This window comes from Sphingomonas sp. GW822-FHT03G08 (genome assembly GCF_058801135.1).
On sequence record NZ_JBXAMZ010000001.1, the window covers coordinates 178777 to 191874 of the forward strand.

Annotated in this window: 14 protein-coding genes; 8 read left to right on the top strand and 6 right to left on the bottom strand. The window is 66.1% G+C overall.

Annotated features, from left to right (window positions below):
* The first annotated feature begins 42 nt into the window (after nt 1–42).
* Nucleotides 43–1659 carry a putative bifunctional diguanylate cyclase/phosphodiesterase gene (locus tag AC1RJ5_RS00610; RefSeq protein WP_269576466.1) on the top strand — a complete coding sequence of 539 codons (1617 nt, stop codon included), beginning with the start codon at nt 43–45 and terminating at the stop codon, nt 1657–1659.
* Here the strand turns inward: AC1RJ5_RS00610 and AC1RJ5_RS00615 are convergent.
* The 4 genes from AC1RJ5_RS00615 to AC1RJ5_RS00630 all read right to left on the bottom strand — a co-directional run bounded on the left by AC1RJ5_RS00615 (nt 1632) and on the right by AC1RJ5_RS00630 (nt 4766).
* Nucleotides 1632–2819, bottom strand: a complete 1188-nt coding sequence (locus AC1RJ5_RS00615) for a CCA tRNA nucleotidyltransferase (RefSeq protein ID WP_269575550.1) — start codon at nt 2817–2819, stop codon at nt 1632–1634. The two genes, AC1RJ5_RS00610 and AC1RJ5_RS00615, sit on opposite strands and share 28 nt — an antisense overlap.
* Nucleotides 2807–3397, bottom strand: coding sequence for a CoA pyrophosphatase (locus AC1RJ5_RS00620; RefSeq protein ID WP_446746022.1), 591 nt, complete (start codon nt 3395–3397; stop codon nt 2807–2809). The genes AC1RJ5_RS00615 and AC1RJ5_RS00620 overlap by 13 nt, the downstream gene beginning before the upstream one ends.
* Nucleotides 3394–3960 (bottom strand): DUF1285 domain-containing protein, encoded by a 567-nt coding sequence (locus tag AC1RJ5_RS00625; protein WP_493111135.1) that lies wholly within the window; start codon nt 3958–3960, stop codon nt 3394–3396. Before AC1RJ5_RS00625 ends, AC1RJ5_RS00620 begins: the two co-directional genes overlap by 4 nt.
* Before the next feature lie 284 nt (nt 3961–4244).
* Nucleotides 4245–4766: a GNAT family N-acetyltransferase gene (locus AC1RJ5_RS00630; protein WP_493111137.1), complete on the bottom strand. Its 522-nt coding sequence runs from the start codon at nt 4764–4766 to the stop codon at nt 4245–4247.
* A gap of 179 nt (nt 4767–4945) precedes the next feature.
* Between AC1RJ5_RS00630 and AC1RJ5_RS00635 the strand changes: the two genes are divergently transcribed.
* Nucleotides 4946–5317: a dihydroneopterin aldolase gene (locus AC1RJ5_RS00635; RefSeq protein WP_184165498.1), complete on the top strand. Its 372-nt coding sequence runs from the start codon at nt 4946–4948 to the stop codon at nt 5315–5317.
* Nucleotides 5318–5404: 87 nt separating this feature from the next.
* On the opposite strand, the gene AC1RJ5_RS00640 is transcribed toward AC1RJ5_RS00635, so the two are convergent.
* Nucleotides 5405–6241, bottom strand: a complete 837-nt coding sequence (locus tag AC1RJ5_RS00640; protein WP_260396027.1) for a hypothetical protein — start codon at nt 6239–6241, stop codon at nt 5405–5407.
* Nucleotides 6242–6471: 230 nt separating this feature from the next.
* Here AC1RJ5_RS00640 and AC1RJ5_RS00645 point away from each other — a divergent pair, with 230 nt between their 5' ends.
* From AC1RJ5_RS00645 to AC1RJ5_RS00665, 5 genes are all read left to right on the top strand, one after another.
* The gene (locus AC1RJ5_RS00645; protein WP_184165500.1) at nt 6472–7146 is read left to right on the top strand and encodes an energy transducer TonB; all 675 of its coding nucleotides are present in this window, start codon (nt 6472–6474) and stop codon (nt 7144–7146) included.
* Nucleotides 7147–7234: 88 nt separating this feature from the next.
* Nucleotides 7235–7996 (top strand): MotA/TolQ/ExbB proton channel family protein, encoded by a 762-nt coding sequence (locus tag AC1RJ5_RS00650; RefSeq protein WP_184165503.1) that lies wholly within the window; start codon nt 7235–7237, stop codon nt 7994–7996.
* 98 nt (nt 7997–8094) lie between these two features.
* Nucleotides 8095–8577, top strand: a complete 483-nt coding sequence (locus AC1RJ5_RS00655; protein WP_269575547.1) for an ExbD/TolR family protein — start codon at nt 8095–8097, stop codon at nt 8575–8577.
* 31 nt (nt 8578–8608) lie between these two features.
* Entirely contained in the window at nt 8609–9031 is a 423-nt protein-coding gene (locus AC1RJ5_RS00660) for an ExbD/TolR family protein (protein ID WP_184168252.1), read from the top strand.
* Nucleotides 9032–9217: 186 nt separating this feature from the next.
* Nucleotides 9218–9583, top strand: coding sequence for a tetratricopeptide repeat protein (locus AC1RJ5_RS00665; RefSeq protein WP_269575546.1), 366 nt, complete (start codon nt 9218–9220; stop codon nt 9581–9583).
* A 114-nt stretch (nt 9584–9697) separates the two neighbouring features.
* Here AC1RJ5_RS00665 and dcd read toward each other — a convergent pair whose 3' ends face one another.
* The gene (dcd, locus tag AC1RJ5_RS00670; RefSeq protein ID WP_184165512.1) at nt 9698–10249 is read right to left on the bottom strand and encodes a dCTP deaminase; all 552 of its coding nucleotides are present in this window, start codon (nt 10247–10249) and stop codon (nt 9698–9700) included.
* Nucleotides 10250–10346: 97 nt separating this feature from the next.
* Here dcd and AC1RJ5_RS00675 point away from each other — a divergent pair, with 97 nt between their 5' ends.
* Entirely contained in the window at nt 10347–12893 is a 2547-nt protein-coding gene (locus AC1RJ5_RS00675) for a glycosyl hydrolase 115 family protein (RefSeq protein WP_493111142.1), read from the top strand.
* The last annotated feature ends 205 nt before the right edge of the window (nt 12894–13098 follow it).

A 13098-nucleotide genomic window follows, 5' to 3' on the forward strand; every position in this document is an offset into this window, starting at 1 on the left:
CCGGCGGACCCGCTTGTCTTCGGCCCGGGCGTCTCCGCGATGATGCTGGACATGCTGCCCGTGCCCGCGGCGATCATCGAATTGCAGGAAGACGGCTTCGTCTTCGACGCGGTCAACCGCCCGTTCCGCCTCGCCGGGCTCGGCACCATCGCCAGCGAGTCGCCGCTGATTCGGCTGCTCGGTCCGCGGCTCAAGAAGTTCGTCGAATCGAACGAGATGCAGTGCGAGATCGGCTGGCAGTTCGGCGACGAAGTCGATGCCCGCCACTTCCGGGTCATCATGGCCAAGCGTGCCGACCGTCGCTCCGCGCCGCGCTGCATGGTCACGCTGATCGACCACACTTCGGAACTGCGCACCGAATACAGCCTGCGCCGCGAGATGGCGACGGACAGCCTGACCGGCCTGCCCAACCGCGCTGGTTTCTCCGATGCGCTCGAGCATGCGATCACGCCGGAGAATGCCCGGGATTTCGCGGTGCTGGTGGTCAATCTCGACCGGTTCAGCCGCGTCAACGCCTGCATGGGCGGCCTGGCCGGCGACGAGCTGCTCATCACCGTGGCACGCCGGGTCAAGGGCGCGCTGCGCAGCCGCGACACGCTGGCCCGGATGGGCGGCGACGAGTTCGGCGTGCTGCTGACCCTCGACGAGGGGCCGGGCGACGCGCTCCATGTCGCCAAGCGCATCCAGGCGGCGCTGGCCAACCCGTTCCGCCTCTCCGACTTCGAGATCCGGGTCGATTGCTCGATCGGCATCGCGCTCGGCGCCGACAATGACGGCGATCCCGAGGATCTGGTGCGCAACGCCCAGTTCGCGGTGAAGCGCGCCAAGAAGAGCGGCCGCACCGAGATCTACCAGACCCACACCTTCGACATCGCCCGCGAGCAGTTCGGCATCGAGACCGAGCTGCGCCGGGCGATCGAGAACGGGCAGATGACACTGTGCTACCAGCCGATCTGCGACCTCGCGAGCGGCCGGATCACGTCGTTCGAGGCGCTGGCCCGCTGGACGACCGAGGACGGCGTCCGCCTGTCGCCCAATGATTTCATCCCCGTCGCCGAGGAATCGGGCCTGATCATCCCGCTCGGCCGCTGGGCGATGGAAGAGGCGGCGCAGACCATCGCGGCCTGGGACCGTACCGCGGGCGGCGATTGCGGCGTCAAGGTCGCGGTCAACCTCTCGGCGATCCAGCTCCAGCGCGATCACATCCCGGCAATGGTCAAGAACGCGCTCGACCGGCACGGCGTCGACGGCAGGCGCCTGACGCTGGAGCTTACCGAGAGCGCGATCGTCACCGATCCGGACCGCATCGCCCAGACGATGAACGCGCTGAAGGACCTCGGCGCCACGCTGGCGATGGACGATTTCGGTACCGGCTATTCGAACCTCGCCTATCTCCAGAAGCTGCCGATCGACCTGCTCAAGATCGACCGCAGCTTCGTCTCCGGGATGCTGGCCGATCGCGACAAGGTCGCCATCGTCCGCGCGATCCTCAGCCTTGCCCAGGCCCTGGGCATGCAGACCACGGCCGAGGGCATCGAGACCAACGAACTGGCCCAGACGCTGGCGGCGCTGGGCTGCACCTATGGCCAGGGCTTCCTCTATTCGCGCGCGCTCGAGCGCGACGATGCCTATCAGTTGCTGACCGAACGCAACGCCTGAGCCACGGCTTCATCGGCCAGCGCCGATACGCGCTGCTCGTCCGGAAAGCCCTCGTCTATCCAGCGCCGCTCAACTTCCTTCATCAGCCGCGCCACTTCCGGCCCGGCCTTCACCCCCCGTGAGACGATCGCACCGCCGCCCAGCGGGAAACGGGGCGGCTGCCAGTCGCGGATTCCCAGCGCATCGGCGAGGGGACGATCGGACAGCAGCAACTGGTCGAGCGCCGTCACGACGCCGGTACGATAGGCCAGGGGGCGGGGCTCGTCTTCTGGCGCAATCACTGCCGCGGCCAGGCGCTTGCGCTGGACGTTGGACAGCTTGAGCCGGGCAGCGATCAGTTCGGCAAGCATGGGGTCGGCCGGGATCAGCGATGCCAGGCGTCGGATCGCGCTTGGTGCGACTCCAGCTTCGGTCTCGCGCGCGGCGAGGTGGGCGAAACGATTGGCGGACGTGATTTCCGGCAGCACCGACAGGAAGATGCCGCGCTCGATCATCAGCGCCACGACACGGACCGCGTCCCTGGCGACGAGCAGCTTGAGCAGCTCATCGGCGATGCGTTCGCGGCTGAGCGCCATCAGGTCGTTGGCGCGATCGGTGCAGGCCTCCAGCCCGGCCGGGTCGGCGATGTCGCCGAAGCGCGCGAGGAAGCGGAAGAAGCGCAGGATGCGCAGATGATCCTCGGCGATGCGCTGGAGCGGATCGCCGATGAAGCGGACATGGCGTGCCTCGAGGTCCGCCAGCCCGCCGAAATAGTCGAAGATCGCGCCGGTAGCGGGATCGGCATAGAGCGCGTTCATCGTGAAATCGCGCCGGGCGGCGTCCTCGCGCCAGTCATCGGTGAAGGCGACCGTGGCGCGGCGGCCATCGGTGGAGACGTCCCGGCGCAGCGTGGTGACTTCGACCGGACCGCTCTCCAGCACCACGGTGACGGTGCCATGGTCGATGCCGGTAGGCACGACGCGAATGCCCGCGGCCTTCAGCAGCTCGATCACGCGCTGGGGCGACAAGGGGGTCGCGACGTCGAGATCGGAGACGGGCAGGCCAAGCAGGGTGTCGCGCACCGAGCCGCCGACGAAACGGGCGTCGCCCAGCACGTCGATCAGCCGGTCCAGCCCCTCGCGGTGGCGCCATTCGGCATCGGGCAGAATCATGCCGCCCATTTCAGCCGCCTCGACAAATTTACCAGCATCGCCGCCGTTGCTCCCCAGATCCGGCGATCCTGCCAGAGTATCTCGTAATAATGCCGATCCCGGCCCTGATATTGCGTCACCTGCTGGCGTTGATTGGCGCTGTCGAGCAGGAAATCGAACGGCACCTCGAACACGCTGGCGACCTCGGCCTCGGAAGGGGTGAGGAGGAGATCGGGCGGAACGACGCCGATCACCGGGGTGACGACATAGTTGGTGACCGTGCGATAGTCGTCGGTAGTGCCGACCACTTCGACCAGGGCAGGTGGCAGCGCGATCTCTTCCTGCGCCTCGCGCAGCGCCGCGCCGATCGGGCCGTCATCGCCGGGGTCGATGCGACCGCCGGGAAAGGCGACCTGGCCCGCATGGCGGCGCAGCGTCTCGGTGCGCTGGGTGAGGATCACGCCCGGCGAAGGGCGATCCGTCACCGCGATCAGCACTGCTGCAGGATTGCCGCGCACTTCGGGATCGAAATCATAATGGTCGCCCGGCAGCAGCAGCGGCGAATGATCGGCCGCGAGCGCCAGCCGGAGACGATCCGCCAGGTTCACGCAGCTGGCTCCAGCGGGAAGAAGCTGCCATTGCTCCACACGCCCGGCGGCGCGGTGCCATTGGCGAGCGCGATCTCGGCAAGCTCGTAATAGACGGTGCGCGCGACCAGCGCCTCCAGCCCGCGACGGACATGGAGATAGGGCCGGGGGCCGTCCTCGCGTTCCTCGAAGCGCAGGCCGTGCTCGGGGCCGGCGGTCACCAGGTCGCCGGTGTTGAGGCGGAAGGCGAGCTTCATCGCTTCGCCTTCGCCCTCGCGCTTCATCTCCACGGCAACAAAGGGCGCGTCCTCGACATCGATGTCGAGCTTCTCGACCGGGGTGACCAGCACGAACCGCCCGTCGGGCTCATGCCGCAGGATCGTCGAGAACAGCCGGACCATCGGCAGGCGGCCGATCGGCGAGCCCTGGTGGAACCAGGTGCCGTCGCGCGCGATCCGCATATCGCTGTGCCCGCAATGGCTGGGGTTCCAGCTCTCGACCGGGGGCAGGCGATTCTCCTCTGCCAGGCGTGCGATCTCGGCGAGCGAGAGGCTGGCGAAGTCGGGCGGGGGCGGAGAGGGCATCGATTCGCCTCAATCGGCAGCGCGGCCGGGGCCGCGGAAGTTTACGAAACATACGCTACGGGTGGCCCGGCTTCCCGGCTCCGAACGGCTCTGCGAACGAAGGAGGCGAGGGAAAGGCTGCGTGCGATCGGCCATGCCGGGGACCCAAGCAGACAAAATCCAACATGGGAAGCGGCGACATGGCTTTTCCCCGGCGAAAGCCGGGGCCCAGGGTCGCGAGCGATATGGCAGAGAAACCCCGGGCCCCGGCTTCCGCCGAGAACCGGTTTCGATCAGATCAGCGTTCAGGCCGCCCGTCGAAGACGAGCCCCGACCATGCCCGGGCCGACGGGGACGCCAGCACCTCTCGCCAGAAGGCGACGCGGCTCGAACGGGCCGGGGAGACGCCAGCCAGACGTCTTCTCCGCGGTGAAATCGAAGAAGCGGCCATAATATTCGGGGTCGCCGATCAGCATCAGCGCATCGGCGCCCGGCAGCGACGAAGCCTCGGCAGCTTCCAGCATGCGCTCCATCAGCATCCGGCCGATGCCGCCCTGCTGGCGATCGGGCTGCACGGCGACGGGGCCGACCATCACCATCGGCACGCTGCCGCCGCCATCGCATTCGAGCGCGACCGGCCAGGCCTGGATCGAGCCGAGCAGGCTGCCGTCGTCGCCGACCGCGGCGAAGCTGAGCTCGGGAATCTCGGAAGTGCCAAGGCGAACCCTGTAGGCAGTGCGCGCACGTCGGCCCGGACCAAAAGCACGGTCGAGCAAGGTCTCGACGGCCTGAGGATCCACGGTTCCGAGCGGCAGCAATGCGATCACTTCATACATTCCTTTCATAACGCCGAGCACGGACTCGGGGCCGCGCGAGATAGCGACGATCAGCGCTTTCGCAATACTGAATATAACGCAGCCGCTCCGCCGCAGGAGGGGCGGGGTTTCGCGAGCGCGTGCATCTGCTATGGGCCGCGGCCTGTTTCCCCTGAAAAGGCCCAGGCCACTTGTCCGATTCCCTGCAGCTCCAGGTGCACGACCTGGAAGTCGAAGTCCTCACCGGCGTCTATTCGGAAGAGACGCATCTGCCGCAGCCGCTGCGCATCTCGGTGACGGTGGACATCGACATGCCCGAGCGCTTCGAGCCGGATACGCCGCTAAAGGCGTCCAAGAACTATATGGACGTGAAGCACGCGGCGACCGACGGGCTGCCCAAGGACGTGCACTTCACGCTGGTGGAAGCGGTGGCCGAGCATATCTGCGACACGCTGTTCGTCGGCGATCCGCGCGTGCGCCGGGTCGAGGTGCGAATCATCAAGCTGGCGATCGCCGAGCAGGGCGAATCGATCGGGATCACGCTGGTGCGCGGACGGAAATAACCGTCATCCCCGGCGAAAGCCGGGATCTAAGGCCAGGAGCGTGCGCCGGCCGCACGAGACCCCGGCGTTCGCCGGGGCTCGGTTACATCAAGCACATTGTCCCAGCGAGCGCAGGACGAACTGATAGTCCTCGCGCGCCTTGGCGGCGTTCTGGGCGTCGTCCGACTCGACCGCTTCCGCCGGCAGGGTGCGCGGCAGGCCGCAGGCCAGGCGATACCAGAGGAAGGTATTCGCCCGCGGCGCGCCGGCCGATTCGTCGACAATGTCCCCCAATGAAACACTCCAGCGCGTCGTCTCGCCCGGGCGGCGGAGAATCTGGAGCGACACCGGCGCACCGCTGGCGGTCTGCAGGAAGACCTGGGTCTCGCCCTCGCCGGGAAGGCTCCCGGGCACGTGGAAGGCATTGCCGACCCCGGTGATGGCAGGCGGTGCATCGGCGGCCAGCGCGTCCCTGGTGATCGCGCGAACCTGCGCATCAAGCTCGGGCAACCAGTTCATCTGGCTCTGCAATCCGGTGAGCTGCACCATCGCCGGGCGGCCCGGCACGGTGCGGGCGAAGAGCAGCACGCGCTGCTTGGCGAGCTTGGGCGGCTTGCCCTTGGCGTTGAGGGGTACGTCCGCGGTGTAGGTAATGCGCGACGCCATGGCCTGAGTGCCGCGAATCAGGGCGGAAACATCGGCTTCGACCAGGAATCGGGTCATCCCGGGGGCCAGACCGGGCGATTCCTCGGCCTTGAGGCGATCCGCCTTGCGGATGCGCGCATCGATGATCAGCGGAGCACTGGTAACCTGCCGCGCCAAGGTGGCATAGCTGGGTAAAACAGGGCCGGTTTGTGCCTGCATTTGCTGGGGTTTAGCGGCTGCACCTAAGGATGCGGTCAGCGCAATCGCGCAATAAAATATGGCGGGAAAGGTTCGGTTCATGCCGTTCGGGTTACCGGATTGTGGCTCGGCTATACAGAAATAATTCTGTCATTGGGCGATTGTACGCCCCGATTGTCCGACAAAGGGTTTGCGTCCTCCGGGTGCGCGCGATAGAGACTCGCCCGCTGCCGACTAGGACGCATATAGCGCACGGCGGGCAGGCATGTGCACGGGTCGCAAATCCGCCGCACAGGACTGCATGTCAGGGATTAGAGGAGTGACGTTGCCGAATGGCTTACGCTGACCGTAATACAAGTGGCAGCCGTGTAATCGCGATCGTCATGGTCGCGGTCATCGTGGCTGGCATGGGATATGCCTTCGTCACTGGCCTAGCATATCAGTACATCAAGAAGCAGGCGGAGAAGCTGAACACGTTCGACGTGCAGGAGCCGCCGCCCCCGCCGGAGGAAGTGCCGCCGCCGCCGCCGCCGCCAGACACGCCCGTTCCGCCGCCGCCCACCCAGATCGTGGTGCCGCCGGCTCAGGTTCCGGTGCCGACTCAGGCGCCGCCGATTCCGACGACGTCGGTTATTCCGCCGCCTCCGCCGATCACCCCGCCGGCTCCGCCCGCGCAGCCGGCTCCGCCGCAGCCGCCGGCTCCGCCGCGGATCGCAAAGAAGCTGTCTCCGCGCGGTTCGCCGCAGAGCTGGGTTACGGACGATGACTATCCTGCCTCCGCGCTGCGCGCCGAGCAGGCCGGTACCGTGCGTTTCCGTCTCGACGTGGACGCTTCGGGCAAGGTTACCAATTGCACCGTCACCGGCTCGAGCGGCGTGTCCGTCCTCGACAGCACGGCCTGCAATCTCCTCAAGCGCCGCGCCCGGTTCAACCCGGCCGAGGACGAGGGTGGCAACAAGATCCCGGCACCGTATAACGGCAGCTTCACCTGGAAGATTCCGAGCTAGGCCGTGTGATTTGGATGGCGCGCGCCGATCCGGTGCGCGCCGGATTTGGAAACAAAAAGCGCTATTTAGTTAGAGGAAAGAACCGACAATGCTCACCACCATTCTCGCCGCTGCGGCGCCCAAGGAAAATCCGTACGGCCTGATTCCCGCGCTCCGTGAGGGCGGCCTGATCTCGCAGACGGTGTTCGGCATCCTCGTGCTGATGCTCTTCTTCTCGCTCTACATCCTGTTCACCAAGCTGTTCGAGCAGCAGAAGATCCTCAACCAGGCGAAGCGCGTCCGCGCCGGCTTCTGGAACGCCAACAGCCTGCGCGAAGGCGCCGCGAAGCTCGAGAAGAACTCGGCCTATCGCCAGCTGGTCGACGACGGCCTGGCTGCTCAGGAGCAGCACTCGAAGCTGACCGATCCGGTCGAAGCCCATGACTGGCTGCACGGTTCGCTCGCTCGCTCGGAAGACCTGATCAACTCGCAGCTGAAGAGCGGCCTGTCGTTCCTCGCTACCGTGGGTTCGACCGCTCCGTTCATCGGCCTGTTCGGTACCGTTATCGGCATCATCCGCGCACTCGTGAAGATCGGTGCGGCTGGCCAGGCGTCGATCGACGCGGTCGCCGGTCCGGTCGGTGAAGCGCTGATCATGACCGCCGTCGGTCTCGCCGTCGCCGTTCCGGCCGTGCTGGCCTTCAACTGGCTGCAGGCTCGCAACAAGAAGATCAACGAGAGCCTGAACGCGTTCTCGAACGATCTGCTCGGCTACCTGGCTTCGGACGGCCGCGTGCGCCCGACCGCTGCCAAGGCTGCTCCGGCCAAGGCCGCTCCGGCCGCGACCACCAGCACCGCGCCGCGCGCCTAAGCGATCTGGAATATACGGGCCGCGCTCCCTCCCGGGTGCGCGGCCCTCTCCAGCCCCTCGGGGCAGGGGATTGGATTAGAAGAATAGGATAGCGCGCAATGGCGATGAGCGTAGGAGGGGGTGGCGGTGATGACGCCCCCATGTCGGACATCAATACCACGCCGCTCGTCGACGTGATGCTGGTGCTCCTCATCATCTTCCTGATCACGGTTCCGGTCGTGATCCAGACGGTGAAGCTGGAGCTGCCGAAGGTCCAGTTCGAGCCGACGACCACCAAGCCCGAGAACGTCTCGCTCTCGGTCACGGCCAATGGCGGCAAGTGTGAAGTGTTCTGGGGCATGACCCCGGTGACCAGCCAGGAGCTGGTCGAGCGTGGCGCGAAGAAGCTGCGGGCCGAGATCGACAAGCAGGGCGGCATCAACGCTGCCGGCCTCGAGCTCCCCGAAGTGCACATCCGCGGCGACGTGAACACGCCGTACCGCTGCATCGGTGGCACGATCTATGCCATGCAGATGGCCGGGTTCGCCAAGGTCGGCTTCATCTCTGAACCGCCCGCCGGTTCGGCCACGGTTCGTCTCTGACGGCCGGCTCAAAGGAGTTTAGACTATGGGTATGAGCGTGGGCGGCGGCGGTGACGACGGCCCGATGATGGAAATCAACACGACGCCGCTGATCGACGTCATGTTGGTGCTCCTCATCATGATCATCATGACGATCCCGATTCAGACGCATGCCGTGAAGGTCGACCTTCCGCAGAACAGCAACAACACGGCGCCGATCGTCGAAGCGACCAAGAACAAGGTCTATATCGACGCGCAGGGCCAGGTGTTCTGGAACAGCATGCCGGTCGATGATGTGACGCTGCGTCAGTATCTCGACCAGTCGCTGCAGATGTCGCCGGAGCCGGAGCTGCACTTCCAGCCCGATCCGCAGACGCCGTACGACGTTGTCGACCGCATTCTCGCGATCATCAAGCGCGCGAATGTGACCAAGCTCGGCTTCGTCGGCAACGAGCAGTATCGCAACGACTTCTGATCCGCTGCCCCTCGGGGCCTGGATCCGGAAACAGGAAAGGCGGTCCTTCGGGGCCGCCTTTTCTTTTGCCCCGTATATCTACGGATCGGCGCAAATGCGCTTGCAGGGTAGTCATGGAAGTGTAACACTATTGTCTTCAAAGAGTCATGGAAGTGTCTCCGTGACGTAACAGAAGGAGTAGGAGTTATGCGCACCGCGCTCATTGTCCTTGCAGCCGCCCCGTTCGCGCTCGCCGCGCTGCCCGCGCAGGCCCAGCGCCCGGACGGGGACCCTGTAGCAAGTACTGCCATCCAGCATGGCCAATATGCCCAGGCAGAGCGCCAGCTCACCGCCCAGCTGCGCCAGAATCCAGGCGCGCCCGAGCTTCTGCTCAACCTTGCCGCCATCTATGCCGAGACCGGCCGCGCCACCGAAGCCCGCGATCTCTATCGCCAGGTGCTCGCGCAGCGGAATTTCGAGATGGACCTGCCCGGTGACCGGCAGTCGACTTCCTACGCCGTCGCCAACAAAGGCCTCCAGCGCGTCAATGCGCTCCAGTTGACTTCGCGCTAAGGCGCGAACCAGAGTCGGCGACCGCGCATCCCTCTCGCGCGGTCGGCGGCGACAGCCCGGGGGGCTGACAGGCGCCGGCCCATCCCGGCGCCTTTTCCATTTCAGGTCAGAAGCTTAGAGCCGGGGCAGGGTAACGCCGCGCTGGCCCATATATTTGCCTGCGCGATCGGCATAGCTGGTCTCGCAAGGCTGATCGCCCTTGAGGAACAGGAATTGGCAGGCGCCTTCGTTCGCATAGATCTTGGCGGGCAGCGGCGTCGTGTTCGAGAATTCGAGCGTCACATGGCCTTCCCATTCGGGCTCGAGCGGGGTGACGTTCACGATGATCCCGCAGCGCGCATAGGTCGATTTGCCCAGGCAAATCACGAGCGTGTCGCGCGGGATGCGGAAATACTCCACCGTCCGGGCCAGCGCGAAGCTGTTGGGCGGGATGATGCAGACATCGGTCTTGCGGTCGACGAAGCTGTTCGCCGCGAAGTCCTTGGGGTCCACCACCGCCGAATCGACATTGGTGAAGATCTTGAATTCGTCGGCGACGCGCGCGTCATAGCCATAGGAAGAGAGGCCGTAGCTGATGCAGCCCTCGCGGCGCTGCGCCTCGACAAAGGGCTCGATCATCCCGGTGGTTTGGGCCTGTTCGCGAATCCAGCGGTCTGAAAGGATCATGCGCCCGGTTTTGCCGGAAGCGAGCGGCGGGGCAAGTCCCTGTTGCCCGATTGCGATCGGGTGCGCATAACGCAGACAAATAGATACGGGAGAGGGTATGCGCGGATTGGTGGCGGCTGCACTGGCTGCGACGGTGGCTTCGATGCCGGCGCTGGCCTGTGAAGGTGCGGTGACGGTTTGCCCGACGGCCGCCGGGACGAGCTTTGCGCTGATCTCGGGCGGCGAGCCCGCGACCGTGCTGGTCGATCCGGCCGCGGACCCTGCGGTGCGCCATGCCGCTAAGGGGTTTGCCGGCGATCTCGCGCGTGTGAGCGGCACCAGGGCCGCGCCGCGGCTGGGGCAGCCTGGTGCAGTCGGCGCGGTGGTGATGATCGGTGTGCTCGGACAGAGCCCGATGATCGATGCGCTGGTCCGCGACGGCAAGATCAAGGCGCAGGACCTTGCCGGCGAGTGGGAGGCGTTCCGCCAGATCGTGGTCGACAATCCCGCGCCGGGCGTGACGCGCGCGCTGGTGATTGTCGGCTCGGATCGCCGTGGCGCGGTCTATGGCGCCTATGACCTGTCCGAGAAGATCGGCGTTTCGCCCTGGCACTGGTTCGCAGACGTGCCGGTGGCGAAGCGCGCGAACGTCTACCTCACTGCCGGATCGCGCCGCGACCAGCCCAAGGTGCGCTATCGCGGCTTCTTCATCAACGACGAGGCTCCGGCCTTCTCCACGTGGGCGCAGAGAAAATTTGGCGGTGCAAACGCAAAGGCTTATGCGCATATCTTCGAGCTCGAGCTCAGGCTGAAGGGCAATTATCTGTGGCCGGCGATGTGGGCGCCGCGCGCCTTCAACGACGATGATCCGCAAAACAAGATCCTCGCCGACGAGATGGGCATCGTCATGGGCACCTCGCACCACGAGCCGATGACGCGCGCGCAGGACGAATGGCACCGGAACACCGCCGGCGGGGTGACCGGGGGGAAGTGGGACTATACGACCAACGCCGCCAATCTGCGCGCCTTCTGGCGGGGCGGGATCGAGCGGATGATGTCGAAGGGGGACGGCAAGGGCTATGAGAGCCTGGTGACCGTCGGCATGCGCGGCGATGGCGACGAGCCGATGGCGGAGGGCACCGCGACCAGGCTGCTGGAGGGCATCGTCGCCGACCAGCGCGGGATCATCGCCGAAGTGACCGGCAAACCGGCCGACAAGACGCCGCAGGTCTGGGCGCTCTACAAGGAGGTGCAGGATTATTACGACCACGGCATGCAGGTGCCGGACGATGTCATCCTGCTGTTCGCCGACGACAATTGGGGGCAGGTGCGGCGGCTTCCCGATCCTGGCAGCGCCCCGCGCAAGGGTGGGTATGGGGTCTATTACCACTTCGATTATGTCGGTGGTCCCCGCAACTACAAGTGGTTGAACACCAACCAGATCGAGAAGAGCTGGCAGCAGATGGACCTAGCCTGGCAGCGTGGGGCCAGGGCGCTGTGGATCGTCAATGTCGGCGATTTGAAGCCGATGGAATATCCGCTGAGCTTCTTCATGAAGCAGGCCTGGAACCCCGAGGCGATGACCACGGAGGCGCTGGCCGCCTATCCCGCGCAATGGGCCGCGGAACAGTTCGGGGCGGGGCGGGGCAAGGCGATCGGGGCGTTGCTGACGCGCTATTCCCAGCTTGCCGCGCGGCGGAAGCCGGAGCTGATCGATGCCGGGAGCTTTGGGCCGGCGGAGTTCGGGGCGATGGTTGCCGAATGGGACCAGCTGGAGAAAGCCATGCTGGCCGAAAAATTGCGCGTCGGGCCGCGGGGGAGGGATTCGTACTTCCAGCTGGTCGAACACCCGATCGCGGCCATGGCGAACCTGTACCGGCTCTACTACGCGGTCGCCCGCAACCGCAGCCTCGCCGCCGCCAACGACCCGCGCGCCAACGACTATGCCGACCAGGCCGAGCAATTCTTCGCCCGCGACCAGCAGCTGAGCGACCGCTACCACGCGATCGCCGGCGGCAAATGGGACGGGATGATGCTCCAGACCCATATCGGCTACACCAACTGGCAGCAGCCCGAGAAACAGGTGATGCCCGAAGTGAAGCGGGTGACCGGCGGCCCGCGCATCACCGCGATCGACCTGCACAAGGTCGGGACCGACGCCGCGACGATCGAGGCGGGCGACTATGCCCGCGCGGTGGGCGGCAAGGGACTGGCCTGGCGCACGATCCCGCACCTGGGACGCACCAAGGGCGCGGTGCTGGCACTGCCCCAGGGCCAGCCGGCAACGACGCCCGAGGACGGCGTGCGGCTGGAATACGCGGTCACCGCCCGCAAGCCGGGCCCGCTGGCCGTGCAGCTGATCCTGGTGCCGACGCTCGGCACCGGCGCGGACGGCAAGCTGCGCATCGGCGTGTCGATCGACGATGGCCCGGTGCAGCTGCTGAGCGACCTGCTCACTCCGGCACCCAACGCCGCCGACAGCCAGCCCAAGCGCGACTGGAACCGCGCGGTGGAGGACAATGCCCGCACGCTCACCGCGCGCTTCCCGGACATCGCCGCGGGCAGGCATGTGCTCAAGGTCTGGCGGATCGACGACAATGTCGTGCTCCAGAGGATCGTGGTGGGCACCGGCGAGCTGCCGGGGAGCTATCTGGGCGGGCGGTAAGGTTCGCCAACGAAGTCAAGGAGCGGCCGCGGTCGCACGCGGGCCGCGTGAACCAAGCAGGTGATATCCTACATTTCAAGGGTGCCGGATTGGTGAGTTGAGTGGTGAGGGAGGGATTATCTTTCCGTCGTCATCCCCGCGAAGGCGGGGATCCATTGGCGCTGTGGGCAATTGGGACTCACTTCGGTCAGCCAGAATGGATCCC